Origin of the sequence: Bradyrhizobium sp. NP1 (assembly GCF_030378205.1) — a bacterium.
GTDB lineage: Bacteria > Pseudomonadota > Alphaproteobacteria > Rhizobiales > Xanthobacteraceae > Bradyrhizobium.
The window spans coordinates 562,258-588,068 of sequence record NZ_CP127385.1 but is presented as its reverse complement, the minus strand read 5'-3'; the positions used below and the strand labels follow the sequence as shown (position 1 = coordinate 588,068).

Annotated in this window: 21 protein-coding genes and 2 pseudogenes; 8 read left to right on the top strand and 15 right to left on the bottom strand. The window is 60.8% G+C overall.

Annotation, left to right across the window (positions count from 1 at the left end):
- Positions 1 to 896: 896 nt before the first annotated feature.
- Positions 897 to 1,820, top strand: coding sequence for a catalase family peroxidase (locus tag QOU61_RS02790; protein WP_289656623.1), 924 nt, complete (start codon positions 897 to 899; stop codon positions 1,818 to 1,820).
- 99 nt (positions 1,821 to 1,919) lie between these two features.
- Here the strand turns inward: QOU61_RS02790 and QOU61_RS02785 are convergent, their stop codons facing one another.
- The 3 genes from QOU61_RS02785 to QOU61_RS02775 form a co-directional block, all read right to left on the bottom strand.
- Positions 1,920 to 2,981: a cytochrome-c peroxidase gene (locus QOU61_RS02785; RefSeq protein WP_289656622.1), complete on the bottom strand. Its 1,062-nt coding sequence runs from the start codon at positions 2,979 to 2,981 to the stop codon at positions 1,920 to 1,922.
- A gap of 492 nt (positions 2,982 to 3,473) precedes the next feature.
- Positions 3,474 to 3,737, bottom strand: a complete 264-nt coding sequence (locus QOU61_RS37155) for an ATP-binding protein (RefSeq protein ID WP_354142503.1) — start codon at positions 3,735 to 3,737, stop codon at positions 3,474 to 3,476.
- Between the two features lie 208 nt (positions 3,738 to 3,945).
- Complete coding sequence (locus tag QOU61_RS02775; RefSeq protein ID WP_289656620.1) at positions 3,946 to 4,851, bottom strand: GAF domain-containing protein; 906 nt, start codon at positions 4,849 to 4,851, stop codon at positions 3,946 to 3,948.
- Between the two features lie 645 nt (positions 4,852 to 5,496).
- On the opposite strand from QOU61_RS02775, the gene QOU61_RS02770 reads away from it, so the two are divergent.
- The 3 genes from QOU61_RS02770 (at position 5,497) to QOU61_RS02760 (ending at position 8,395) form a co-directional block, all read left to right on the top strand.
- Complete coding sequence (locus QOU61_RS02770; RefSeq protein WP_289656619.1) at positions 5,497 to 6,183, top strand: nucleotide-binding protein; 687 nt, start codon at positions 5,497 to 5,499, stop codon at positions 6,181 to 6,183.
- Entirely contained in the window at positions 6,152 to 7,183 is a 1,032-nt protein-coding gene (locus QOU61_RS02765; protein WP_289656618.1) for a hypothetical protein, read from the top strand. The genes QOU61_RS02770 and QOU61_RS02765 overlap by 32 nt, the downstream gene beginning before the upstream one ends.
- Positions 7,184 to 7,558: 375 nt before the next feature.
- Positions 7,559 to 8,395 (top strand): glycosyltransferase, encoded by an 837-nt coding sequence (locus tag QOU61_RS02760; RefSeq protein ID WP_289656617.1) that lies wholly within the window; start codon positions 7,559 to 7,561, stop codon positions 8,393 to 8,395.
- 359 nt (positions 8,396 to 8,754) lie between these two features.
- Here QOU61_RS02760 and QOU61_RS02755 read toward each other — a convergent pair whose 3' ends face one another.
- From QOU61_RS02755 to QOU61_RS02725, 7 genes and pseudogenes are all read right to left on the bottom strand, one after another.
- Entirely contained in the window at positions 8,755 to 8,982 is a 228-nt protein-coding gene (locus QOU61_RS02755) for a dodecin (RefSeq protein WP_289656616.1), read from the bottom strand.
- 136 nt (positions 8,983 to 9,118) lie between these two features.
- Positions 9,119 to 9,445, bottom strand: coding sequence for a GcrA family cell cycle regulator (locus QOU61_RS02750; protein ID WP_289656615.1), 327 nt, complete (start codon positions 9,443 to 9,445; stop codon positions 9,119 to 9,121).
- A 39-nt stretch (positions 9,446 to 9,484) separates the two neighbouring features.
- The gene (locus QOU61_RS02745; RefSeq protein WP_289656614.1) at positions 9,485 to 9,664 is read right to left on the bottom strand and encodes a hypothetical protein; all 180 of its coding nucleotides are present in this window, start codon (positions 9,662 to 9,664) and stop codon (positions 9,485 to 9,487) included.
- A 539-nt stretch (positions 9,665 to 10,203) separates the two neighbouring features.
- Positions 10,204 to 10,338: pseudogene (locus QOU61_RS02740) on the bottom strand (VIT1/CCC1 transporter family protein); the annotation flags it as partial.
- Between the two features lie 48 nt (positions 10,339 to 10,386).
- Positions 10,387 to 10,931 (bottom strand): annotated as a pseudogene (locus QOU61_RS02735) (cytochrome b).
- 163 nt (positions 10,932 to 11,094) lie between these two features.
- Positions 11,095 to 14,202, bottom strand: a complete 3,108-nt coding sequence (locus QOU61_RS02730) for an efflux RND transporter permease subunit (RefSeq protein ID WP_289656613.1) — start codon at positions 14,200 to 14,202, stop codon at positions 11,095 to 11,097.
- A gap of 13 nt (positions 14,203 to 14,215) precedes the next feature.
- The gene (locus QOU61_RS02725) at positions 14,216 to 15,673 is read right to left on the bottom strand and encodes an efflux RND transporter periplasmic adaptor subunit (RefSeq protein ID WP_289656612.1); all 1,458 of its coding nucleotides are present in this window, start codon (positions 15,671 to 15,673) and stop codon (positions 14,216 to 14,218) included.
- A 30-nt stretch (positions 15,674 to 15,703) separates the two neighbouring features.
- On the opposite strand from QOU61_RS02725, the gene QOU61_RS02720 reads away from it, so the two are divergent.
- Together QOU61_RS02720 and QOU61_RS02715 are read left to right on the top strand one after the other, a co-directional pair.
- Positions 15,704 to 16,360: a response regulator transcription factor gene (locus QOU61_RS02720; protein WP_289656611.1), complete on the top strand. Its 657-nt coding sequence runs from the start codon at positions 15,704 to 15,706 to the stop codon at positions 16,358 to 16,360.
- Positions 16,361 to 16,363: 3 nt separating this feature from the next.
- Positions 16,364 to 17,698: an ATP-binding protein gene (locus QOU61_RS02715; protein ID WP_289656610.1), complete on the top strand. Its 1,335-nt coding sequence runs from the start codon at positions 16,364 to 16,366 to the stop codon at positions 17,696 to 17,698.
- On the opposite strand, the gene QOU61_RS02710 is transcribed toward QOU61_RS02715, so the two are convergent.
- From QOU61_RS02710 to QOU61_RS02690, 5 genes are all read right to left on the bottom strand, one after another.
- Positions 17,624 to 18,109 (bottom strand): type 1 periplasmic-binding domain-containing protein, encoded by a 486-nt coding sequence (locus tag QOU61_RS02710; RefSeq protein ID WP_289656609.1) that lies wholly within the window; start codon positions 18,107 to 18,109, stop codon positions 17,624 to 17,626. The genes QOU61_RS02715 and QOU61_RS02710 overlap by 75 nt on opposite strands.
- Before the next feature lie 788 nt (positions 18,110 to 18,897).
- On the bottom strand, positions 18,898 to 19,539 hold the full coding sequence (locus QOU61_RS02705) for an NrsF family protein (RefSeq protein ID WP_289656608.1): 642 nt from the start codon (positions 19,537 to 19,539) through the stop codon (positions 18,898 to 18,900).
- Positions 19,536 to 20,093, bottom strand: coding sequence for a sigma-70 family RNA polymerase sigma factor (locus QOU61_RS02700; RefSeq protein ID WP_289656607.1), 558 nt, complete (start codon positions 20,091 to 20,093; stop codon positions 19,536 to 19,538). Before QOU61_RS02700 ends, QOU61_RS02705 begins: the two co-directional genes overlap by 4 nt.
- A 282-nt stretch (positions 20,094 to 20,375) precedes the next feature.
- Positions 20,376 to 20,708 (bottom strand): c-type cytochrome, encoded by a 333-nt coding sequence (locus QOU61_RS02695; RefSeq protein ID WP_289656606.1) that lies wholly within the window; start codon positions 20,706 to 20,708, stop codon positions 20,376 to 20,378.
- An 11-nt stretch (positions 20,709 to 20,719) separates the two neighbouring features.
- A complete protein-coding gene (locus tag QOU61_RS02690; RefSeq protein ID WP_289656605.1) occupies positions 20,720 to 21,958 on the bottom strand; it encodes a molybdopterin-dependent oxidoreductase in 1,239 nt (412 codons plus the stop codon).
- A 621-nt stretch (positions 21,959 to 22,579) separates the two neighbouring features.
- On the opposite strand from QOU61_RS02690, the gene QOU61_RS02685 reads away from it, so the two are divergent.
- Both QOU61_RS02685 and QOU61_RS02680 read left to right on the top strand, forming a co-directional pair.
- Positions 22,580 to 24,175 (top strand): multicopper oxidase family protein, encoded by a 1,596-nt coding sequence (locus tag QOU61_RS02685; RefSeq protein ID WP_289656604.1) that lies wholly within the window; start codon positions 22,580 to 22,582, stop codon positions 24,173 to 24,175.
- Positions 24,176 to 24,331: 156 nt separating this feature from the next.
- Positions 24,332 to 25,744 (top strand): carbohydrate porin, encoded by a 1,413-nt coding sequence (locus tag QOU61_RS02680; RefSeq protein ID WP_289656603.1) that lies wholly within the window; start codon positions 24,332 to 24,334, stop codon positions 25,742 to 25,744.
- Positions 25,745 to 25,811 lie beyond the last annotated feature (67 nt).

Here is a 25,811-nt window from a genome sequence, read left to right as displayed (position 1 = left end):
AGAATTGCCAAACTGCACTGCCTTCGTCGTCGGAAACGAGCTTCATATTGGGACTATCCGAATGCTCGGGTGAATTGACGGCCATGTAAGCTACCAACGAGCCAGCCCAATTAAATTTCATTTCAAGATTCCGAAAAAGGCACGAGACGCCCGTTGGGGAACCGACTTCGCAAGCGACTTATCGGATAACGAACTTGGCCGATTGCAAGCTGGGTGATGCGGCGCTATTCAACCGTTCGATTCCGCAATCCGCGTGCCGATAGAAAATATGCAGGCGGCAGACCCATCTAAGGTCGCGTTTTTCCCCGGATGCCTGATACTCTGCGCTGGGTAGCGCCACCTGAGGGCGGATCACGAACATGGTCCGCGGCTCCTTGCTCGATCGCGTTGTCCGTTTGAACTCCACCGCGGAGTGGGAGCGGTAGGGATTGGCCTTCACGTTGGCTGGGATGGCTTGGTGCGCGCTAGCTCATACCCTCTTCTTCCTCGTGTTGGCCACTCTGTTTGATCAACTCCAATCTGTACGTGCGGCGAACGAATAATCCTGCGCTAACGGGCATGTGATCAAGCCGCGCGTTTGCGATCACTACGTTTTTTCAGAGTTGCGTTTCGCTGATCGAGAATCTCGCGCGACGCGATGGAATAGGACGCGTCTCCACGCGTCACACCGCAACAACCACCTGTGGAGACCACGCACGGTGGGCTCATCAAGCCAATCTCAATCACACACCATGGAGTGACGAACAATGTTTACCTCGCGTAGAAGCTTACTCGCCGGCGTTGGCGGGCTTTCTCTTGGATCTGTCGTAAATGCCCTCCAACCGCGTCAGGCAAGTGCCGGCGAGGCCCCGTTGCCGGTCGCGGCTGAGGGCGGAGAGGAGCTTACTGCTGTGGCCGTGAACGACGCGCTGGAGGGAGCGTACGGTCGGCACGAAGGCAAAAGGCGAAATCATACGAAGGGATTGGGTGCCGTCGGCTACTTCGTCGGGACCAAGGAGGCTGCAGATCTCTCGCGGTCGGGGCTGTTTGCCGGGGACAGGATCGAGGTGATCGGCAGGTTCTCGACCGCCGGGGGCGATCCGTCAGCATCCGATTCCGAGCGCAGCCCGCGTGGGATCGGGCTCGAATTTCGGCTCAAGGGCGGAGCCTTGCAGCACATGACGATGATTCATACCCCGATGTTCTTCGCAAGAACGCCGTCCACCTTTCTCGACAAGTTCCTGGCGCTCGCCAAGGACGTGCACACGGGCAAAGCCGATCCCGGCAAGCTTGCTGCCTTCATGAAACAGCATCCCGACCAAGCCGCGCAGTTTCATTTCCTGGAGACGAACAATCCTCCCGCGAGCTACGCCAATACTGCTTTCTATGGGATACATACCTTCCGCTTCATCGACCACAATGAACGGTCAACGAACGTGCGCTGGCGCTTCATGCCGGAAGACGGCGAGAAGACGCTGACGGACGCACAGCTGGCGCGGAAGCCGCATGATTTTCTCGATGAGGCCTTTCGTGTTCGCTTGGAGCAAGGCCCCGTTCGTTGGCACATGATTGTGACGATCGGCGAACCCGGCGATCCGGAAGACGATCCGACAATTCTCTGGCCGTCAGAGAGGCGTGAGATCAGGGCAGGTACGTTGACGCTGACCTCCTCGTCGCCGGATCAGATATCGGGAGCCTACAACATCAATTTCGATCCCATGCTGATGGCCGATGGTATCGAACCAACCAATGATCCGATCCTGAGCTTCCGCTCCTCCTCCTATGCGATCTCACATTCAAGAAGGCTCACCGAGGTATCCAGCAAAAGCGCAACAGATTGAGCGCAGCTCACTCCACTCATAGCATCTGCACATGAGAGGGCTCTTGCGCGGTGGTTTAGCCCCGTCGCGCAAGGGTCACTGCAAGCCAGCCGAATACATTTAGAAGGGGGGCGGCTCAGGCTGCTTCGGCTTCGGGCCGAAAGCCCGCGCCGCATCCCGCTGAGGGCGGCTCACTTTGGATAGAGCGAGTTGCCGTGCATATTCCTGGTCCGCGATTACCTTGTATTGCTGGCTTGTCAGTGAGGCAAGAAACGCTACCACGTCATCGATCTCCGGCTCCGTCAGCGCCAACGGCTGCATGTCCTTGTCGAGCCAGGGGTTAGTGATCCCATCACCCTTGTTGTAATGATCCATTACATCCCACAGCGTTTGCATCGACCCGTCGTGGAAGTAGGGCCCGGTCACGAGAACATTTCGCAGGCCCGGCGTCTTGAACGACGCGATATCACTCTCCTTTCTCGTCACGAGGAAGCGCCCGAGGACCGACATCTCGCTCGTGATCGCTGCGGTATCGATAGCCGCAAGATGTCCTTGCGCCAGCTCGCGCTCTGCCTGCTGCGCCAAAGGGGCTACGTGATGTCGGAGGATGCCGATGCCAATGTTGTGAAAATCGCTATCCATGAAGAGGGTTGTATCCAGCTGATTGTCCGTCAAAGCGTGGCAGAGGTGGCAACGAGCCTTACCGTGGAACAATTCCCATCCGCGCTTGGCCGAGTCGCTGACGGCGTTGGCGTCTCCGGCGATAAAATGGTCGAAGGGAGAATCGAAGGAAGCCAACGTCTGTTCGTAGGCTGCAATAGCGCTCAGCATATCCTGCTCGTTCACGTCCCGGCCGAAGGCCTGCATGAATTGAGTCTGATAGTCCTTGTCGCCGTTGATCCTGGACACGGCATCGCCGATACTGGCCGAGCCCATCTCGAACGGATTTGTGATCGGCAGCGCAGCCTGCTGCTCGAGCGTATTGACCCGGCCGTCCCAGAATTGCGTCTTGTTATAGAGCGCATTCAACACGGTTGGGGCGTTGCGCTGGCCGACGCGGCCATGGATGCCAACTGACACGGGCCTGCCGTCGGTGAAGGCCCGCGCCGGATCGTGGCAGGTGGCGCAGGCGACCGTGCCGTCGCCAGAGAGCCGAGGCTCGAAGAACAGCTTCTGACCCAATGCGACTCTGGCAGGTCTGAGCGTGGACGGCGAGATAACATAGTTGGTCAAAACCGTGGGGAAGCCGACCTGAGTTGATAAACGGGGCTCGGCTAACGGGCCCGGCTTGGGCAGAGGCGGTGCCTGCCCCGGCGCCAGCGCGGGCGGTGGACCGACGCCAGTGTCTTCCTCGACGGCCCGCGCAGCAACTACCGCGAAAATATACGATAGGAGCAATAGTGCCGCGAGGGATGTGGCGCACACCCGATGTGTCTTTGCTCCGGAGGTTAACATCTTCGCTAGCACCTCATTAGCAGTAGGCACCTCATCGCGGCGGCAGGTGCTCGGCCGCCACGCGGCCGAGCAAGTCAGGCCGCTTCATATGTCCCAAGCCAAGCACGGGCTACCGGCAGGACTATAACACCTTGTGGGGGAAATTAGTTATTGGCCACGACCCGGAACGGCCGGCCCGCAGATGGGTCACGAGCCGTAACGCTCGGCGAGTAAATCATGTCAGCTCTGCCTGCGAAAGGAGACCTGAGCGAGACCTGCCAAATCCGTCGCGATGGGCCAATAAGCGACATCGATCACGGATGGCGGCTCAGTCAGCGCGGATCGTAAACTGAAAGAGAGCGCCCCGCGGCTCGCACCACCATGGGGTTCGATAATCGAGCGGCAGATCGAGAGGCCCATGCCCATGCGGTCGGGCTTCGTCGTGTAGAAGGGTTCAAAGAGACGCGGCAGGCTCCATGGCCGGTATCCCGCACCGCGACGCACACGCCCTCCGGCTCGATACTCACGGTGCTGATGTGTAACTCGCGGTTGCCGTCCTCAACGCTACTCATCGACTGGATGCCATTGACGATCAAGTTCAACGTCACTTGTTGCAGTTGCACCCGATCGCATTGGATGCGTGGCAACTCGCCCGCCAGATGCGTGCCCACCGTGATGCCGGTCTTGACCGCTTCGCTGCGGGTTAGGGCGGTCACCTCCAGGATCGCCGCATTGAGGTCCACGACCTCCTTCCGGGTGGCGCTTTTTTGATGAGAGACCCGATCCGGTCGACGATGTCGCTGGTTCGATCGGCGTCGTTCACAATGCAGGTGAGCGCCTCCCTCACCTCCGCCACATCGGGTGGGCTTTTGTCTAAAAACCGCAGTGCAGCAGCGGCGTTCATGCGTACCGTCGCAATGGGCTGCTTGACTTCATGAGCAATCGAGGCGGTGAGCTGGCCCATGGTAGCGACGCGGTTGGCATGCGCCAGTTCGCTCTGCATCTCGCGATATTGCCGCTCGCGACGGGTGCTCTCCAAGGCAATGGTGGCTTGCGCAGCGAAGTCCCTAACCAAGTCAATCTGTCTGTCCGTGAACGGCTGCACCTGCTCGCGGGTCATCCCGAGCGCCCCGATTAGCTCATCGTCCTTGAGCAAAGGCAGGAGCAGGCACGTCCGAACGTGCGCCAATTCGACCAGATCCACGACGAGAGGGTTGCGCCGAAGATAAGCCTGATCGGCTGCCAAGTCAGCAATGTGGACTGGCGACCTGCTTTCGTTGAGTTGCACGAGGAGGGGATTGCCCGCGTACTGGTCGTACGAGCCTAACGGCCTCCGCTCGGCATAAACCGGGTTCGGACCTATTCGCGCAACTGTCCGATAGTCTTTTCCCTCGAAGAGGACGAAACCGCCGAACGTGGTTCGGCAGAGGCGCGCGGCATTGATGAGGATCGTGTCCAAGATTGGCTGCAAGTCGTGGGGCGAGTTCGCAACGGCGCGCAGCACCTCCGAGATTGCCGCCTGCTGTTCAACGAGTTCGGTTACTTGCCTTTGCAGCTCGGAGCGGGACCGAATGAGGTGCCACATGGCTCTTCCTCCCGGCAGGTCTTTCTCGTTCATGCGCAGCCATTGGTCGGCTCTGCATAGAGAACAGCATCATAACGGATCAGCCGCAATTCGCGATAGCTCCCATGGCTGTCTCAGCCAGAAGAGAATGCGACCGAATGTCCGAGGTCCGCTGTGGGTGTGCGCCGTGCAAAGGCGGCGCTTTCCAGTGGGTGCAAGCCCCACCCGGCAATCGCTCCAGCCGGAAGCAATCGGAGCAGTCATGGAGGTAACGAAGTGGCTGAAGCCTTCGATTAGCGTGTCGCGAATTGGTGACAGCGCGAGTGTGCAGGCCGCAACGCGAGTGAACGCCGAGCAATCCTCGAAAAGGACAATGCACAGGTCGACCCGACAACCCTTTCGGGGAAGACTGATAAGTCTGGATGAAATGAGCGAAGGATACGTTCAGACGCTGTGCCGGGGTAGTGGCGGCGGCATGTGCACAAGGAAAGCGCACGAAACACGGGAAGCCCCACGGCGTGGTCAGCGATGACCAACCGGAAGCCCGTGAGGGACAGGCTGGGCGCCCTGGTGTTAGTGGCTGGGGCGTCGATTTGGTTGTGAGTTCCACGCTCGCTCTTGATGCGATTCACGATGGGGAGTGGTAGGTCAATCGATTAGTAGGCCCAATTTTTTCGACGACACGTGGGTTTCATGTAGTTGTTTATCGAGGATGCACAGGAGATGTACGTCCTTGCTCTGGTCACCCAAAAAGGCGGGAGCGGCAAGAGCACGCTGGCCGTCGGACTTGCAGTCGCGGCAATGGAGAACGGGGAGCGCGTCGCATTTGTCGAGGCTGATCCACAAGGCACGATTTCAAAATGGAAGGAGCGGCGCGGCAATCCCTTTCCACGGGTCGTTCGGGTCGCCGATCCTGCCGAGATAGAAAGGGCGCTGGTCCGCCTCGAAGCTGAGGGGATCTGGCTTGCGATCATCGATACTGCCGCCACGAACAATGCGCTGGCCACGCACGCCATCACGAAGGCCGATCTTTGCCTGATCCCGACGCGTCCGAGTCCCGCCGACATCGAAGCTGCAGTACCGACGCTGATTGCTATTCGTAGGTTCAAGCGCCGATTTGCGTTCGTCCTCAATCAGACGCCACCGCGGGGCTGCCGTTTGAGCGAAGCTGCAACTTCGCTCAATTCGCTCGGCGTGCTAGCGCTTCCCTACGTCGGACAGCGCAACGACCACCAGGACGCGCTGGGGACGGGATTGGGCGTGACCGAGTTTGCACAAGAGGGAAGAGCCTCGGAGGAAGTTCGTGAGCTGTGGCGCTGGGTCTTGAAAAAGCTTGTCGAGGGGTCGTTAGATCATGATCCACACGCAAAAACGGCGGCGTGCTAGCCATACGCGCTGTGCGCGACGCTCGCTCGTGGAGCTTACCGCGGCGGCGAGCCGAGCCGTTGACGATGGCCTGTTTGTGTTGTCCAGCGGGATTGCTGCTTCCAATCCGCGATCGGAGCACACAGGCGAGAAGACGTCTGATCAAACAATCCTTGCAAGGCAAGCGATGGCTCCGAGTCCCGTTGCGGTGCTTGAATCTCGGAATGCGGCGGCGCCGCGCAAGGACGAACTCCTAGATTCCGACACTACCACCGAGATGATGGGGAAGATTGCCAAGGACTATCAAAACAGAGCTTTTGAAAACATCAAAGCCAGCCTGAATGCTGCGTTGGACCATGCAAAGGACCTCGTAGAGGCAGGGGTGGGAAGCGAAGCGGCGTCGAAAGACACCGGCGGCTCCAGTCTTGAAAGCAATTTTTTGACCGTTCTCAAAGAAGTCGCAACGGAGTTCCGCGCGGATGCGGTCGGATTGATTGTGCAGAAGGAACCAGCCGACACCGCAGGGCAGCCGCAACCGCGATACATGCGGCGGCTCACTGACGAGGCGGTCAGATTGCTGGACGATCTTCAGAGCGGCAAGCTGGAGAATCAGGCGAACTTCATCCTGAGCGAATGCTTCAGAGAAGCCGCCAGCGCGTTCTCTATGATCAATCAGCAGCTCAAGCGCGACGGCTATGCCGCGAGCATTGATCCATCAATCTTCAACTGGCTTGCCAATATCACCGAACCGGAGACGCGCGACACCGGGACCATGCGGCTTGAGATCGTACCCAACCACCGAGGTCGTCCGAGCACGTACGCGCGCCAGGTCGCTCAATTCATCTGGCACCTTGTCGAGGGGCAGGGCTGCCGGCGACAGGCCGCATATCGGGGGGCGCTCACGAAGTTCAGCATAAGCGCGAGTTTCGCCGAGAAGGCCTATGCCTTTTGGGAGCCGATCTTCAAACGGGCGGGACCGCACGTGAAGATGCTGACCCGCATTTCAGATCCAGAAATGTAAAGCTAAGCAGCGCGGGCATTTGGCGTCCGATTTGACTGAGGCCGAGACCCCGGCGAGGACCGCCCGGCAACTTCGTCCGAGCTTTGGACGAAGAGGACGCTGACGTTGGGGCCGCTCCTGCATGGCCCATGACCGCGCTGATAGACGCCATAAGTGGCGGGAAAGAAGACGTTCGAATGTCGACGCTATAGGCCAACAGGCGACATTCCATTTTGGACGCCTCGCCCAACAGCGCCGCGGGGTTGATTTTCTGCAATCTCTCGTTGGCGGCGTCCCGCCGGCAACATTGGCCCTACGATTCTTAACCCTTGCCGTTACTGCGCCCGCCCACCATCATTGGTGCCAATTCCTTATCGCAGCTAGGTGGTGGCGATCATGCCGGACACGAATAGTTGGCAGCTCCGCGACGGCGAACAAATCGTTGCTTGCAACACAAGCCTATTGGGTCATAAGCATTTTTTGATCGGAATCACCCGCGTTCGCAATGAAGCGCTTATTCTCCGAGACACACTGGAATACGTTAGCAAGCACGTCGATGCGATAGTCGCCTATGATGACGCGAGTACGGATCGAACGCTGGAGATTCTTGGCGGACACCCAAAAGTCGCTGTGATTGTGGCAAATCGGTCGTGGGAAACGGACATCGAGGCACGCCGGATTGCCGAGGGTCGACATCGCGGACTTTTGCTGCAGACGGCACGCGAGCTGTTGCAGTTCGACTGGATGTTTTGCTTCGATGCGGATGAGCGCGTTACCGGAGATCTACGCGGATTCATGGAAGGAACGCATTCTAACGAATACGACGGCGTGCGGGTTCAACTGTTCGACGCCTATATGACCCCTGGCGATCATGCACCCTATCAAGCCGATCGCGAACTGTTGGACTTTCGTCGTTTCTTCGGCCCGGAACGGCGAGACATTCTGATGTTGTGGCGAAACCGGCTGGAGGTCATCTTCGCGAAGCACCATGCGCGAGAGCCGGGCGGCGTAGAACGCGTGGCGACCGGTCTCTATTGCCAGCACTATGGTAAGTCGTTGTCGGTCGACCATTGGGAAGAGACCTGCGAATACTACATGCGACACTTTCCGTTCGATACCTACGGACGAAAATGGCGCGATCGCAAAGGTCGAGCAATCCACACCCAATCTGACTTTATGCGGCCTTTGTACGAGTGGGGTGACATGCTCTTCGCGAATGCCGTCAAGATGTGACTTGTCCGAATATCGAGCTTGCCCTCCACCCCGTGCCAATGTGACCGCTTGGCTGACAGACTCGCGCCGAGCATCTCGCTTCTCGTTTCTCCGGCGGACATTGAGCGGACATGCCAGGAAGTCCGAGGAGGGTCAAAACCAGACATTCCCCATTTCGATCAACGTCGGCTTCACCCCCGATACCGGACCTCGAAAATTTTCTCGGTGGGCTTTTTGTATTTAGTTGCAACTTTTTGCGCATGAGCCAGGGAGCCAGTCGACAGGGATGGGAGCCTAAAGTTTTGACCACACCTGGGTCGTAGAAAAGCCGGCCCGATTCAGTAGATCGTATGCATCGGCTATCTCGACGCAGCCTAAGGCTAGTCGTCTAGTGTAAATCCGACGCGCAACGTGACCCGGTAATGGCGAACGGACCCTTTTTCGATGTGCCCCCTGGTCTCCGAGACTTCAAACCATTTCATCTCGCGAATGGTCTTCGACGCGCGAGAAATCGCATTCTGAATGGCATCCTCGATGCTTTTCTCGGAAGATCCAACAAGTTCTAGGACCTTATAAACGTGGTCCTTCGCTGCAGTAGTTGGGGACATGGGAGACTCCGTTTGAACGTTGACTAGATGCGTGTTCCGAGTGAACGGAGACAGTTCGCGTAGGTTCAACCACAGTCGTGCTGTACGGGTCGAACCGGTCGGAGGCAGCGCCGCAACGATGTCGCGGGTGGGCCCGTTAGCCCGTATTCCTGACCGCTTCAGCTAGCATGGCGTAAAGCTGGCGCTTGCTGAATTCCTCAGGCTGCCTCCCAACCGTCTTCCGCGACACCTTCTTTGCCGCCGGGCGGGCACAGGCGGCCGACCACGCCGGCTTTCGCTTCGGGACCGGCCTTATCTTGGGTTTTGCTGTTGGCGGCTTGTGACCACGCTTCAGGCCCAAACGAGTTAGCCTGCCGCAGACCGCGTTACGGCTACACCCTAGACGGCGGGCGATCTGCGCGGCGCTCCGTCCTACGGCCCAGAGTTTTTTGAGCAGCGCTACGTCTTTCGCATCCCAATTCATGGGAGATACTATAACGCCGACTGTCAACTACAGGCTAGTCTAGTCTTCGTCCGGCTCGCGCACGAGCGGCGGTTCGTCGGCGAGGTCCTCTTCCTCTTCTTCCTCCTCGTCTACTTCGTTTTCATCAGGATCTCGGGGCGGCATCGCGTTGCCCATGATCACGAAGGAACTCCGGTCGATCAACCTGGTGGAAAGTTCGTCGGGGATGTGTTGCTTCATGTTGTTGCTCCTCGGTGTGGACCTAGGGGATTTTACCCCTTCTGCTCTTGCGACGGTACGAAGCTTTCCGCGTGGCAGCGCGCCGATATCGTTCAGGCCGAGGCGCGGAAGCAGGGTCTTCGATTGGATTCGAGAATCCGGAAGCCTTCAGCAAGTGCGATCAGGAAATCGCGAGATCAGCGGGGTGGTTGGCGGTCAGATTGGATACCGTTGGCAGAGCGCCAGTTTGGTGTTCGGTCTGGAAGAAGGCGACTGGGCTGATTTGAGAAGGGCGGTGCCGCCGTGACCGATGACAAATACCGAGGTACGGTGACCACCACGGGCGCGCTGTTCGAGTTTTGACCAGCCCCAACCCTCCTGGACAATCGCTTTTGCCCTTCAAAGCGGACCTCGGTCGCGCGCGTGCGCATGACTGCGTCGGGGCGGGCTCCGCAAGCCTTTTCAAATGATCCGGACTCAGCGTTGAGCTCAGCGAGGTTGTCAGCATAGCAAGGGCTCACAATCTGCAAACGACACGGGCAGCGGTGACAATGACAATCCGTGCTGACCACCGCGGCCGAAAGGCCGGCCGCGAGTGCAAACGGCACGGTCAGACCATCGGCCATGCCGATCACCACATCGCGCACCGATTCCAATGCCGTGAAATGCTTCTCGATGTGCGGCGTGGCAGGCATGATGATCTCGAATGGCCGATCGGCTCGCAGCTAGCTGCCCCAAAGGGCTCAAGACCGTGTGACAGGCAGCATCCGCAACAGCGTCCGATCCCGGAAAATGTAGTGATGGGCGAGCGCCGAAGGCCGATCAGTGCAAGCATGCCGTTGGCGAGTATTTCGTGAACTTCCTTGATATCGTGCGCAAAGACGTGATCAGCAGGCCACGGCGACGCGATTTCGAGCAGGCCAAAAATCGGCAGCGCATGCCCCCGCGCAAACTGCACCACGATTCCTGCAATCGGCACCGCAATGAGCACCACGTAGATCAGATAGTGAATGGCTTTGCTCGCCCACTCGCCCCACGCGCCGAGCGGAGACTTTTCTGGCGGGGGGGGCGGATCGCTTAGACGCCAGAACAGGCGAGCGATGACGAGGCCGATGATGGCGAGGCCGAGTGACATATGAACGAACAGGCCGCTATCAGGAATCGCTCCTCGAGGCAGTTCGTCTCCGAACTGCCCAATGAGCCATGCGCCCAAGACTAGGACGACGACTGCCCAATGTAGCGCCATTGCGATCGCGCCATAATCTTGCGTCGAGTTTCGAACACGCATAGTGAACTCTCCATCTGAACTGATAATGACCGGCCGGTCGGTGGCCGTTGACGCAGGTCAAGGGGTGACCGGCTCAGGCGCGATTGATAGCTCATATGAGCCGTCGGCAAACTGACCGGCATTGTCAGCTGATTGTCAGGATGAATACCTGGCAAGAGTGTCGTCACTCTGCCGGCCGCGGCGCATACGACGAATAGTCTGCGGCGACGCGAACGGAGTGCCGCAAACGGCCGAACCAGGGATAGAGCGCAGGGAGCACCAGCAACGTAAGTAAGGTGGCACTGATCAGGCCACCGATGACGACCGTGGCGAGCGGGCGCTGCACTTCGGCGCCGGAGTTCGTCGAAAGTGCCATCGGCAGGAAGCCGAGGCTGGCAACGGTCGCCGTCATCAGCACCGGGCGGAGCCGCGTCATTGCAGCTTGCCAAGCCGCTGCTGCAGCAGTGAGCCCTTCCTTGCGCCGTTCCTCCATATAGCTGACCATCACGACGCCATTCAGAATGGCAATGCCGAACAAGGCGATGAAGCCGACCGCGGCCGAGATGCTGAATGGCATGCCTCGCAGCGCCAGAGCGAAGATCCCGCCGACGGCCGCAAACGGTACATTGAAGAAGATCAGCGTCGCGAGCCGCGCGCTGCCGAACATCAGATAGAGCAGCAGGAAGATGACGGCGAGCGCCACCGGCAGGACGGTCGACAACCGCGCCATGCCCTCCTGCAGATTCTGGAAGCTCCCACCCCAGGAGATCGTATAGCCCGGCGGCAGATGGACCTGAGCTGCAACCGCCTGTTGCGCGTCGGCCACGAAGCTTGCGAGCGGCCGCGCACGCACGTTAGCCTGCACCTTGATGATGCGCTTGCCCTGCTCGCGTTCGATCTGGGCAGGACCTGGCTCCCAGCGGATATCGGCCAGATCGCCGAGGGCAACCGAAACGCCGGCACCGTTGTTCACACGCAGCGCCCGGATATGTTCGATGCTGTCACGGTCCTGCGAGGCGAGCCGGACGCGGATATTATATCGCTCGTCGCCGTCCTTCATGGTGCCGACAGTGCGTCCGCCCAGCGCTTCGACGAGGTCCAGCACCTGGGTCGCATTGAACCCGCGGCGCGCTATCTCGCCGCGATTGACGATGACGCGGAGATAGGGCTGGCCAACCGATTGTTTTGCCTGCACGTCGGCCGCCCCGGGGACGCTTGAGACCACGCGCGCCACCCGGTCGCCAAGGTCGCGGAGCGTAGCCGTGTCGGTCCCGTGGATGACGATGGCAAGGTCTGCCATCACGCCCTGCAAGAGGTCGTCCATGCGCATTTCGATTGGTTGCGCCCAGCTTTGCGTAATGCCGGGCACGCTCTGATCCAGAGCCTCCTTGTAGGCTTCGATCAGCCCCGCCTCCGTCTGCGCGGTCCGCCATTCCGGCTTCGGCTTGAGAATGATGAAGGTGTCGCTTTGCTCGACCCCCATGGGGTCGGTTGGGATTTCCGAACTGCCCCCAAGTGTAACAACGGTCTCTACCTCGGGGAATTTCTTCAACGTCTTCTCCACCATGGTCTGGGTGGCGATCGCGGATTCGAGCGAGATGCCGGGCAGCTTGGTCGTGGTGACGGTTAGCGCGCCTTCCTCCAGGCGAGGCAGGAACTCCGCGCCGAAGTTGGAGCCGATCGCGAGCGCGCCGCCCAGCATCACGGCGGCCACGAGAATGGTGATTCCGGGATGGCGCGTCGTCCTCGCGAGCACGGGCGCATAACCGCGGCGGGCGACTCCGATGATGCGGCTGTCCCGTTCGGCGATCGGCTTACGCAGGAAGAACGAAGCGAGCACCGGCATCAGCGTAAGCGTCAGCACCAGCGATGCGACTAGCGCGAACATTACCGTCAGCGCCATCGGGCGGAACATCTTGCCCTCGACGCCCTGCAGGCTGAGGATCGGCAGATAGATCAACGTGATGATCGCGACGGCGAAGGCGACCGGTCGGGCCACATCGTGCGCGGCCTCGCGCACCACCTGCGCCGCGGGAACGGAGGGCGCCTCGGCGCGGCGGCGCACGATGTTCTCGATCATCACCACCGCCCCGTCGACCAGGAGGCCAAAATCGATGGCGCCGAGGCTCATCAGGTTGCCCGACAGTCCGGTGAAATACATCGCGGTGACGGCGGCCAGCATCGAGAGCGGGATAGCCAGCGCCACGATGATGGCCGCGCGGAAATTGCCCAGCAGCAACAACAGGACGGCGATGACCAGGAAGGCGCCCTCAGCCAGGTTGTGGGCCACCGTCTCCAGAACGCGATCGATCAGATCGGCGCGATTGTAATAGGGAGCGATGCTGACACCGGGCGGCAGCGTCTTGTTGATCTGTTCCACGGCGGTGCCGAGCCGCTGCGCGACCACGCGCGTGTTCTCGCCCAGCGTCATGAGTGCGACGCCCACCACCGCCTGGCCGTTGCCTTGGCTGGTCACCGCACCGAGCCGCGGCATCGGCGCCTCCACCACCTCGGCGACGTTCGTGACGTATAGCGGCGAACCGCCCGCTGCGGTGCGCAGCACGATATTGCCGATGTCGCCGATCGATTCCAGCAGTCCTTCGCCGCGGATGACAGCCTGCTCGCCGTTGTGCGCGATCGTCGCACCGCCGGTAGCGCGGTTGTTCTGCGCCACCGCGTTGTAGATGTCCTCGATCGACAGGCCAAATCGCGTCAATGCGCTCTCGCCGACGCGCACCTCGTAGGTCTTGAGTTCGCCACCGTTGACGTTCACCTCCGTGATGCCCGGGACCTGCTTGAGCTGCGGTGCGACCTGCCAATCCAAGATCGAGCGCAACTGCATGAGCGAGTAGTTCTTGCCCTCGACCCTGAACTGGTAGATCTCGGAGAGGCCGTCGGACAGCGGCCCGAGCCTGGGCGTTCCTGCCTCTGCGGGCAGCGCTGTCTGGCTCAGCCGCTGCGCAACCAGCGTGCGGTCGGTCAGGATGTCGCCGCCGTCGGCGAACTTCACATACACGACGGACAGCCCATAGCGCGAGATCGAACGGTAGCTCATCATGCCCGGCAGACCCTGCAAGGCCAGCTCGATCGGCATGGTGATCGAACGCTCCACGTCCGGCGGGGCCAAACCCGGAGCCTGGGTCGTCACCAGCACCTGCAGCGGCGAGATATCCGGATCGGCGTCAAACGGCAGGCGCTGCATGCTCAAAAGACCGGCTGCGACAAGCCCGGCGATGAGGATGAGCACGACCATTCGGTTGCCGAGGGCGGCATCGACGATCCTGTTGATCACGGTGATGTCTCCCTCAGCCCTGGTCCGGAATGGTGGACTGCATCAGAGCCGCCTTGAGCCAATAGCTGCCCTCGCCGACGACCGGGGTGCCAGCCGCGAGCCCGCTCGCGATCTGGGTCTTTCCGTTTGCGACCGGGCCGGCACGAACCGCACGCCAGGCGAACTGGCGATCTCCTGTCGGAATGAACACGACGCTCTGCCCGTTGACTTCCTGCAGGCTTTCGCTCGGCACCAAGACAGCGTCGCCGCCCTGCGGTGAGAGGATGGTGACGGTCGCGAACATATTGACGCGCAGCGCACCGTCCGGGTTGGGGATCTCGCAGCGCACCTTGGCCATCCCCGTCGCCGTCTCGATCTGGTCGGGGATGTAAGTGACACGGCCGGTAAAAACGCGACCTGGAAAGGCACTCACTCTCACCTCGACCGCATCGCCCACCTTGACCGCGCCGAGATCCCTCTCCGCTACGTCGGCCTGGACCCAAACGGTCGAGAGGTCTGACACGGTCAATATCGACGTCGACGGATCGATGATTTCCCCTTTAGCAACGGAGACCGAATCAACCACGCCGGCGAGTGGCGCGACAATGGCGCCCCGCGAGCCGAGCGTCGGCTGATCGCTGGAGGGGTTTGCGTCTGCGGTGGCGGCCCGCACCGGCAAGAGCCGCGCCTCTTCCTCCTGGTACTGCTGCAACTCGGCTTGCTTGGTGCGGAGATCGGCTTCCATGGTGGCGACGGTGGCGCGCCGAGCCTCGACCTCGGCCTGCGTCACGAGGTCGTTGCGAATAAGGTTTGTCGCGCGGTCGTAAGCAGCATTTGCCGCTCTGAGTTGCGCTTGTGCCTGACTGAGCGCAGCCTCGGCGCTCAGAACCCTGCTATGGGCGGCACTGAGGTCGAAATTGTCGAGGACTGCCAACCGCTGACCTGCTACGACCCGATCGCCGGCGTTTACATCGAGCGCCTCGATCCGGCCGCGCGCCATGGGCCTGATGCGGGCAAGGTGGAGCTGATCGTAGCCGACGCTACCCGTCGCCGACACGGCACGAACCAGCGGACCGGACTTCGCCTGCCCGATCTGCAATTGCAGGTTCGCGAGCTTCGGCTCGGAGAGAGTGATTGTGGCCGGCAGCTCCGGATCGGCGGCAACTGCCGCCGGGGCGCTCACGGGCACGGCGGTCGATGCGGACGGCAACGAGCGGCCCGCCGCAAATCCCGCGGCTACGGCGATAGCGATCGTCGCGACACTGAGGAGCAATCGGCGTTGCGTAAGCGGCAATGCCCGACGAAGAGGCAAAAGGCCATGACCGGCCTCCGACCCATTGATCGCGAATGCGTGAGCTGTGCGTGACAGGCTTGTATGGATCATTTCCCGCTCCGAAGAAAACCGTTGATCGGCATCGTTAGCGGGCTTTTCTGACGTGGGCCTGAAGCTTATCTCCCTGGCGTTCAGGTTGGCTTCAGCTTTTTCCTTCAACAACGCTTCACGAGGATAGTGAGCGGACCCATGCGAATCTTGCTGATTGAGGACGAGCCGCATCTCGGATCGGCTGTGCAGGAGCATGTCCGCGCGGCAGGACACGCCGTCGACTGGTTCGAAAGGCTGGAACCGGCTGAGCACGCTGTGCGCACAGTACCCTACGACGCGCTGCTGCTTGATCTGCACCTGCCGGATGGGCGCGGCCTGGATTTCCTGCGCAAACTTCGCCGCCGTGGCGATGCGCTGCCGGTCGTCATCCTCACCGCGCGCGACCTCGTCAGTGACCGGATCGAAGGACTTAAGGCGGGCGCCGACGATTACATCGTCAAGCCGTTCGACCTCGACGAAGTGAACGCGCGTCTGGACGCCGTCAGCCGCCGGTATTTCGGCAAATCAGTGCCGGTGCTTCAGGTCGGCCCGGTCGAACTGGAGTGGGAAGCGAAGATCGCACGATTGGAGGGGCGGCCGGTCGAACTGAGCGCTCGGGAGTGGGCGGTGATAGAAGTTCTGGGGCGAAGACGGCAATCGACGATATCGAAGGAACAGATCGAGGATGCGCTGTACGCCTTCGGCGAGGAAATCGAAAGCAACACCATCGAAGTTTATGTCAGCCGCATCCGCCGCAAGCTCGGGCGAGATTTCATTCGCACGATACGCGGTCTCGGCTACCGTTTGGGAGACTAGGGCGTGGCGGGCAAGAGTCTGGTCTCACGGCTGATCTGGATGTTGGCCTCGTCGATGGCGGGGCTGTGGCTGCTGGGCAGCGTCGCCGCGGGCATGCTGACGGTATTCGAGGTCCACGAGAGGCTCGATGACGCGATCGAGGAGGTCGCACAGCGGCTGCTGCCCGCCACCTACGATGCCGTCCAGCAACCGCAGGCCATGCAGCAGATGGCCAAGCGCCTGGTCGCAACCATGGATGCAAGAGCCCTGGCTTATCAGATCGTCGGTCCGGCCGGCGAGATCGTCATGCGTTCCGAGAACGCGCCCGAGACGCCGTTTCCGGTGCCGCGCCAGGCCGGCTTTCACGACGTCCCGCAGTACCGGGTCTATTCTCAGCCGGCGGCTGTCGATGACTATTTCATCGAGGTTGGCGAGCCTGCCATGCACCGCTCCGAGTCGCTGCGGCGAGCCGTCGCACTTACGGTCGGGCCGCTATTGCTGTTCTTGCCGCTGTCCTGGTTCTTGATCCGCTGGGCGGTGCTCCGGAGCATGCGATCGCTGGACCGGCTCCGGAGCGAGATCGGCCGTCGCGACGGCTCCAATCTGTCGCAGATTCCAGATATGGGCCTGCCCACCGAGCTCGCTCCGATCGAGGGGGCAGTGAACCGGCTCCTGGAGCGACTGGAGCGTGCTTTGGCTACCGAACGCCAATTCGCGGCGAACAGCGCGCACGAGCTGCGGACCCCGATCGCGGCCGTGCTGGCGCAGATGCAGCTGCTATCGGCGCAGCTCGCCGGGACGCCGCATGGAGGGCGCGCGGCGCGAATCGTCAACCAGATAAAAGGGCTCAGCAGCCTTGCCGAAAAATTGCTGCAGCTGTCCCGGGCCGGAGCAGGCGTCGCGACGCTGCGTGAACGCATTGATATATTGACCGTCTTACAAGTCTTGGTCGATGAGTTTCGCCGACGCGAGGACGTGGGCGACAGACTCGTCGTGACCGCCGAATGTCCAGACGAATTTATCGTACAGGGGGAATTGGATGTTCTCGGTATAACACTGCGCAACCTGATCGAGAACGCCGTCCGTTATGGCGCTCCCGATGAGCCGATCGAGATCGTCATCGGCCGCGACCGGCAGATCCGCCTGCTTAACGGCGGCGCCGCCATTCCATCAGAGACCCTCGAAACTCTGAAGAAACCCTTCGTGCGTGGATGCGCAGTCGGCGCAGGGGGCGGCCTTGGGCTCGCAATTGTCGACAGCGTCATGAAGCAGATCGGCGGCAGCCTAACGCTCATGTCTCCTGCGATCGGTCGTCGCGGCGGCTTTGAGGCGCGACTGACCTTCCCAAAGCCCACCTGAAGTCTTCAGTTGGCGTTTTCGGCGCCCGACTAGCAACACCACGAGTTGTGCGATGAAAAGTGCCTCCGCCGGACCCATTCCGGCTTCCTTTCGGCCGGTCCAACGGGTTTGCCGCACGGCGTTCTTGGCGGCCATGGCTGCCGGAAAGCTGAAGGTAAGGATCACGTCAACGTTGCTCGCCACGAGATCCTTGGCAAGCTGTGGCAGCTGTTCAGAGTGGATCCCGCTAGCGCGGATTTCGGGCGCCATATTGCGATCGGGTATGTAGCCGTGACTCGCTAAAGCACGCAGCATCGCGTCAAAAATGCTCTTCGCGTCGACGGGTCCATCGGTACTGAGGATCCCGATGCGATACACTTTTGACGCAGTCTGAGCGAGGCCCGCAAACGGCCATGCGGCGATCGTGCTCACAAGGGTCGCAATGAATCCCGCCGCCTCATGGGATTTCCCCCCGACCAAGGGCTACACGCTACCAGAACGAGGGTTGTGTTGTGCATCACAGCAAAATTGCGCGACCGATGTCGCCTATGAGTCAAACAGAGAAGAACTCAGTGCGAGCATATGTTTTCCGCTTTCCCCTCGAACGCGGACATTCGTTATGGCGGTCAGCATGTCGCAAAAGGGCCACAAGCGGACTAGGTAGCTCCCTCTAGGCGCTGGTCGATCTCCGGGCGCAGGAGGTCGAAATCGATGGGCTTGGGAAGCAATCCGGCTGCCCTAAGCTCGGTCGCACTCTTTCTGGTCGCCTCGTCCCCCACTTCGAAGCGGCACAATGCGCTTTTGCAGAAAGGACGCGCATTGTGCCTCAAACTATTCCTCCTGGTGAACATCACCGCGGGTGTGGGCCTCCCTGATAACGCCACGCGGACCCACCTTCGTTGAAGACGGTTACGGGTTGCAAACGTGACGCTGTTTGATCGTAGGCGAATGCAGAATTAAAATTGCTTCGCGCACTTGTAGTTCTGTCTTGCACGCTCTGCCTAGCCCAATGGCGCGTGGCTGTGATCGTCGCACCCGCGTTCGCTGTTGCAGATATCGCCGTCAGCGGCAACAGAAGCGAAAGCGTGAGAAGGCTATTCTTTAGCATGATCCGGCTCCATCATTTGTTCGAAGAGCGTGATTGCGCTTCTAATGATGAGTTCGGAGCGAATTCTCTGGCGGTCACAGACTCACGCTGACGTGAAGCCAGGCATATCCCACTACCAACGCAAAAGCCGCGGTCCCAATATGGCGCCTGCCAGGATGCACAGCACGATCGTGCCGCCATACCAAACCGCAATGAACGGCAATGAGTCGTCGGTGCAGTGAAGCGCATATGCCATTGCGCTCATCCCGCCTGCGGCGAGACCGGCGAAAGCACCTGCACGAGCAAGGTCCGTCGGCGCAGCTCTTCGCACGACCCACATAGAGATCGTGAAGGGAACTATCGCAATGATCGGTATGGAGATCAGGCACTCCAACCATTGATCGCCCACGATCATCTTTTCCCAGTGCGAGCTGGGCGACAGCGCCAGGCTGATCCCGGCAAGCGCCACGATGACCAGGAACGGCATAGTGACCAGGAGTGACCGAGTTTTTCGCTCCCCACCCGGACGCGCCAGTTTTGTCAGGTAAACTAGCGCGAGACCGACGATCCCGAATGCGAAAGCGAGCTTGATAACGAGAAAAATGAAGGCGCGGGCCGTTGTGAGATCCGAGCGCACGCCCAGGCCAATGAGGGAAAGACCCAAGGCAACAATCGAACCCGCGGCGAGGGCAACATAAAGCGTCCGCGCGATCGACCTGCGATCGACCGGCTCAAGGTTTGTGCCGAGGAGGGTGACCAGCTCATCCGTCTTCATGCTTGTGATTCCCGGGCAATCATGGCAGCCAGCGTCTTGAGCCCTCGGTGAATGCTCATTTTGACCCCCGATTCCGAGATGCCGCATCGCTTTGCTGCTTCAGCTATGCTCAATCCCTCCAGCTTCACGGCCTCGATGGAATATCGCATGTTTTTCGGCAGCTGCTCCATCAGCCTCCTGACGTCGAAGCTGCTCTCGACGTCTGAATTGTCGTCGTTCGCCGCGATGGTGTCGGCCTCGTCGATTGGCACATCGGCAGGCGACGTGCGGGTCCGACGCAGGAAGTCGATCAACTTGTAGCGCGCTATTGCATGCACCCACGGCGTCAAAGGCTCGGCCGGGTCGTAGGTATGTCGCTTCAGGTGGATTGCCAATATCGCCTCCTGAACCAAATCCTCTGCATCTGCCGCACCTCTCCCAATTCTGGCAAGCTTGCCCCGGTAATAGGCCCTCAATCGGCCGCTCAATTGGCCCAACAGCGCGCGGTGCGAAGCCGCGTGGCCGTCGAGACTGGCAAGCATCAAGGATTTAAGGTCAGTTTCGTCGGTCGTCATGCCTGCGTATCTCAATTAGGCCGTGTACTTATAAGCCTGTTGGCGAGACGCGACGAAGGCAACGTCCGTCTTTGTCCCGTTAGGATCAAGCTGGCGTGGTGGCATAATATGTCGCGAAGGGCCACCTCCGGATTCATGCACCGAAGCAATTGACCAGCGTCGTTTGGTTCGTCGAAGGCAGCGCGCCCACAGCCTCGCCTGAGATGCAGAAGGGCGGGTTGTCTAAAGGGTGCCGGTATGGCCCCGCATCTGTTCGCGTAGCTTGCAGGCCGGTCTGCCGATTCATGAGGTCCCTTTAGTGCGAGCCAGATAGTCGACAATGGCCTTGGCGTCTTCAGGGCTCACCGGAGCCCGGTAGGCCGTGATCATCTTGTTCACCACTTCCTGCCAGGCCTCTCTGGAAAGCGAGGGCTGGTTCAACACGTGATCGGCGGAGTGGCAGGCGAGACAATTGTTGTTCATGGCATCCGATCCCGGACCCGGCGGAAACATGGCGTCGCTGGTGGGGACATCCAGCTTCAGCGACTTCAACGCGGTGATGCTTGCCGCCTGGACTGGATAGAGCGACAGGGCAAGGCCCAAGGCGGCGATCATCGGCAGAATTGCACGCAACATCCCTGGCCTCTTCAGGTCGCGACCACGTGAGTGGTCTCGATGGTGTTAAACATGTAGCCGGCCGGATTCCAGACGCGGAAGTCGGGCTGCGCCTCGTTGTTCGTATTAGTGCAACGAATCATAAGCGTGTGCGGACCACGCGCCGGCAACGTGAACTGCGCCTGCCATGGCCGAAAGCCGTATTTGCCTTGATCGGCACCAAGCTGGGTCGGCTGCCAGCTCTTGCCACCATCGATCGACAGATCGACGCGGGCGACACCGCAATCGCCGCCGAAGGCGATGCCGCGCGCCGATGTTGGTGACCCCGCTGATAACTTGTCGCCGTCGCAGATGTTGGTGATGAATGATCGCGGAGCATTGCGGGTCACCGGCACCAATTTGGCGCCGGCCTCGCCGGGCTCGACGGTGTTGTGCGGCGTATCGGGCACACGGTAGCCAGTCGCCGTCCAGTAGTTGGTGTCAGGCCGATCCAGCACTTCGATGTCGTTCAGCATCTTGACCCAGTAGACTGCGCACCAACCTGGTACAACGAGGCGCAGCGGGAATCCGTTCAACAATGGAAGCTGCTCGCCGTTCATGCCAAATCCGATCATCACCTCGCCATCGCGAGCGTGATCGATGGTGATCGATTTCAAAAATTTCGGCGCGCCCGACATCACTGGCTCGTCCAGACCGCCAAAGCGAACCTGTATGGCGCCCGCTCTTACGCCGGCACGATCAAGCACGTCCCTGAGCCGCACGCCGGTCCAGAGCGCATTGCTCATCCCGCCGTTTGCCCATTGAGCGCCCGCGACGCGTGGCGTGGCGTAAAGCCTCGAATTTCCGGCGCATTGATTTACCGCAGCGATCTCCACTCTCGGAAAGCTGTGCAAAATATCAGTAAGCGACAGCGATAGGTTCTGATTGACATGACCGCGCACGGTCAGGCGATAGCTGTCTACGTTGACGTCACCGGGAAAGGTCGCCCAGTGCCAGCTGACATAGTGTTGATCGTTTGGCGTGAAGACGCCCTTGTCGAAAACTTCAAACGGTGTCTCAAGCCACGGCGGGCTCGAGCGCTGCAGGATCATTCGGCCCTTTTGCGGATAGGATGTTGTGATGAAGCGCGTGCTCGGTCCGCCGGGCACATGCAGGTCGACCGTTTGTTGCGCAAATGCCCGCGAGGACATGAGCGAGAGACCGGCGACACCCAACCCGCGCAGCGCTCCTCGCCGCGTCAGGCGAGACGGCGGCGCATTTTGATCCCGCATAGACACTCCTGTCGTTCCTCCTAGCGGTTATCCGCCTCAGACTTGACGACGCCCGGCCTTGGCGGGGTCTGGCAGCGGCATCCTGCTTCTCGGTTTCTATGTGGGAAACCAGAATGATTTCACACGTGTTTGCGCATGCGGCTGTGCGTCTTAGTGTGTTGCCCCCAAAAAGCGAAGTAGGGAACGCGGATATGGAAGAGGGCTAAGATCACGAGAAGATTGACGCAAAACTTCGTGAACTTCCCTAAGATTGCCCGCGAACGCCTTGTCAGCGCGCCACGGCGATGGAACCTCCAAAAGCCAGACAGCAGGAGCGAATGCTCCTTCGCGAGCGGCGCCCCTAAAGAGATTCGAACTCCGGCCACAACACGATGCAGACAGCGTGAAGCCCATCCTCCCCTCCCATGGCAGATGCCATGGCGAGCTCGTGCAGGAGTAACTCGACCTGCTCGAAGCGATCCCTGGCAAGATCAGACCACAACGTCAGACCTCCCGAATAGTTTGGAGCCAGTGTCGCGCTCGATCTCCTTCAAGCGATGGTGATGGCATGAAGTGTTGTTGTCGTCTCCTGGGCGCCTCAGATACCCCATGGGGGTATCGTAGCGAGATGGAGTCGATGACATGCTTGTGCAGGACGCCCCTGTTCCCAATCATCCAGTTGCCGCCGCGGCGGGCCAAGACTCGCGTTTGCGAGTCGATCCCTTCTCCCGGCGTCGCTTTCTGAAGGCGGCGCTCGCCGCCGCGGCCCTACCCATTCTCCCGGGCGCGGGACGCGCTGCAGCCTCTCCTGGGAAACGGCTCGTCGCCGGAACGCGTATTATTGATGTGAATGGTCGGCCTGCCAAGGTGTTCGGGCTTATCGGTCCGGATGGCCGTCCCGGGCTTCGCCTCGACCCCGGCGAACGGTTCCGCGTGGACCTCGCGAACGAGACCGGCACGCGCACCCTTGTGCATTGGCATGGGCAGCTTCCGCCCTGGACGCAGGACGGCTTTCCGTGGCCGGAGAGCCCACCGATCGCGAACGGTGCGATTCAAGCCTACGACTACGCTCCGATTCCGGGCACGTTTTGGATGCATTCGCATCAGGACATGCAGGAGCAGAGTCTGATGACCGCGCCGCTCATCGTTCATGACGCCGCGGCGCTTCGCGAAGACCGGCAGGAAGTCGTCCTCATGCTGCACGACTTCACCTTCCGAACGCCGGAGGACGTGCTCGCCGGCCTCACCGGCACGAACGTAGCCGCGATACAGGCCATGCTGCAAAAGATGGCGGAGGCTCCAGGTCGCACGGTCGGCAGCAATGCGCGATATGCAAGCATGAGCAACATAGCTGCCTCGCCCGACCCGGGCATGTCAGGAATGGACATGCCGGCAATGGCCATGTCGGGGCCGGGCGGCATGCGAATGGATTTAAATGACGTTCATTACGACGCCTTCCTCGCCAACGATCGAACGCTCGCCGATCCGGAGGTCGTGCGCGTCGAGCGTGGCGGCCGAATCCGGCTCCGCGTCATCAACGGCGCGTCCTCGAGCCAGTTCTGGGTCGATCTCGGCGACCTCGTCGGCCGGGTGGTCGCGACCGACGGCCAGCCCGTGCATCCGGTCGCGGGCAGCCGCTTCCCGATTGCAATGGCCCAGCGCCTTGACATCCTGATCGATCTGCCAGAGGTCGGCGCGTTTCCGATACTTGCGCGATTGGAAGGCGACGGTCGGCAGACCGGCATCATCCTCGCCACGACCGGGGCGCGCATACCGCGGATCGCGGAGAGCGCGCAAACCGCGCCGCCGGTCGACCATTCGCTGGAGGCCCGCCTTGCAGCGGTGCAACCGCTGCCGCCGCGCCCAGCGGATACCATCCATACGATTGCTCTCGGCGGCGGAATGAAGCCTTATGCATGGTCCATGAACGGAGAGTATTGGCCGCAGGTTACGCCGCTCATGCTGGGCAAAGGGCAGCGTGTCGAGATCGATCTGGTCAACCGCTCGATGATGGCGCATCCGATGCATCTGCATGGCCATGCGTTCCAGGTGATCGCGATCGACGGTCGGCCGATGCAGGGAGCCGTCCGCGACACTGTTCTGGTCATGCCGATGGGCCGTGTCCGGATCGCTTTCGACGCCGACAATCCAGGGCGATGGCCGTTCCACTGTCACAATCTCTACCACCAGGCCACCGGCATGATGACGGAGTTCAGATATCAGGGCATTGCCACTTGACGATCCGTTTCCGTCGTCACGCCGCTCATTGACGACCGTTTCTGGCAACAGCCCCGACCTGTCCGCTTGCAGCGCTCTGCGCAACGGCCGCACAATCGTCTGAATAACCGATCACGTTCGTGTCCGATGAGTTCTTGAAGCCGGGAGAGCCGGGTCATGAATTCCTGGAGCCGGGTCATGCCGACTATCGGCCAGCGTCGATGGGCGTTGGCGGCGGGCGTGCTTTGTTGGCTTGGCCCATTCAACGAACTGGGGACGAAGGCTTGGGCACAAGCGCAGCGATCGGACAATCCGGCTACGCCGGGCCAGTCATACTTGACGGGCGATTGGGGTGGCACGCGGTCTTATCTTGAGCGCCTCGGCGTCACCTTCACCTTTAGCTACACCAACGATTTGCTGGCCAACGTCAGCGGCGGGATCAAGACCGGCGCGGTCGCGATCGGTATCTTCCAGCCGCAGGTCGACCTCGACTTGCAAAAGCTTTTAGGGTGGGAGGGTGACCGAATCCACATCCACGGCCTTGTCACCCATGGTCCGTTCTTCAGTTCGACCTATCTCGGCAACATTCTGGCAGTATCGAATCTCGAGGCTGGACCGGTCGCGCGGCTGTATGCGCTCTGGTACGAGCACAACGCCCCCGGCGACCTCTGGTCCGTCCGCGCCGGGCTGATGTTGGGCGACAGCCAGTTCCTGCAGAGCGATACGGCGTCCAACTTCATCAACAATGGCATCAGCTGGCCCACTTTTCTGGCCGCCAACCTGCCGGCCTCGGGACCTGCCTATCCCTTGCCCGCCCCGGGCATTCGCGTGCGCGTGAAGCCGCGCGACGATATAATGCTGCAAGCTGCTGTCTTCAGCGGCGATCCCAGCGGTGGCAACGGCTCCAATCAAGCGGTTCCGCTCCCCACTGGAACGGTCTTCAGCTTTAGCGGGGGCGCCTTTGTTATCGCAGAGGCGAGCTATTTGCCCAATCAGGGCAAGGACGCGCCAGGGCTTCCGGGCGCCTACCGCATTGGGGCTTGGTACCACACCAGCTCGCATTTCGGCGATCCGCGCTTCGACATCACCGGGCTTTCGCTGGCGAGCCCGCAATCTACCGGCATCCCGCTGGAGCACACCGGCGATTACGGCGTCTACGGCGTGATCGATCAGACGCTCTACCGCGTTCCCGGCACCGACGACCAAGGCCTTTCCGCATTCCTTCGCGCGGGCGGCGTTCCCAACGACCGCAACCTGATCAACTTCTATGCCGACGGCGGCCTGCTTTACAAAGGCCCGATGTCGGGGCGTCCCGACGACAAGGTCGGCATTGCCTTTGCCTATGCGCACATCGGCGACAACGCGCGCGGGCTGGATGCCGATACCGCACTGTTCGGAAACTTCTTCTTTCCGGTGCGCAGCAGCGAAACGATGATCGAGATGATGTATCAAGCAAAACTGAGACCGTGGTGGACGCTGCAACCCGAACTCCAATACATCATCCAGCCGGGTGGCGGCGTCCTTAACCCCGATGGCAAGCTCCGACCGAACGCGTGGGTCATCGCCCTTCGCTCGACGCTGAATTTCTAGGGCCGTGCAGGCGCGGATCGGGAGAGGTCCGGTTAGGGCCACAAGCGGAAGTACCAGGTCGGACCGA

Coding starts and splice junctions, on each gene's coding strand:
- QOU61_RS02700 (WP_289656607.1), bottom strand. CDS start 20,093: ATGACGACCGACGAAACTGACCTTAAATCCTTGATGCTTGCCAGTCTC.
- QOU61_RS02695 (WP_289656606.1), bottom strand. CDS start 20,708: ATGTTGCGTGCAATTCTGCCGATGATCGCCGCCTTGGGCCTTGCCCTG.
- QOU61_RS02690 (WP_289656605.1), bottom strand. CDS start 21,958: ATGCGGGATCAAAATGCGCCGCCGTCTCGCCTGACGCGGCGAGGAGCG.
- QOU61_RS02760 (WP_289656617.1), top strand. CDS start 7,559: ATGCCGGACACGAATAGTTGGCAGCTCCGCGACGGCGAACAAATCGTT.
- QOU61_RS02765 (WP_289656618.1), top strand. CDS start 6,152: ATGATCCACACGCAAAAACGGCGGCGTGCTAGCCATACGCGCTGTGCG.
- QOU61_RS02680 (WP_289656603.1), top strand. CDS start 24,332: ATGAATTCCTGGAGCCGGGTCATGCCGACTATCGGCCAGCGTCGATGG.
- QOU61_RS02705 (WP_289656608.1), bottom strand. CDS start 19,539: ATGAAGACGGATGAGCTGGTCACCCTCCTCGGCACAAACCTTGAGCCG.
- QOU61_RS02720 (WP_289656611.1), top strand. CDS start 15,704: ATGCGAATCTTGCTGATTGAGGACGAGCCGCATCTCGGATCGGCTGTG.
- QOU61_RS02755 (WP_289656616.1), bottom strand. CDS start 8,982: ATGTCCCCAACTACTGCAGCGAAGGACCACGTTTATAAGGTCCTAGAA.
- QOU61_RS02745 (WP_289656614.1), bottom strand. CDS start 9,664: ATGAAGCAACACATCCCCGACGAACTTTCCACCAGGTTGATCGACCGG.
- QOU61_RS02685 (WP_289656604.1), top strand. CDS start 22,580: ATGCTTGTGCAGGACGCCCCTGTTCCCAATCATCCAGTTGCCGCCGCG.
- QOU61_RS02775 (WP_289656620.1), bottom strand. CDS start 4,851: ATGAACGAGAAAGACCTGCCGGGAGGAAGAGCCATGTGGCACCTCATT.
- QOU61_RS02750 (WP_289656615.1), bottom strand. CDS start 9,445: ATGAATTGGGATGCGAAAGACGTAGCGCTGCTCAAAAAACTCTGGGCC.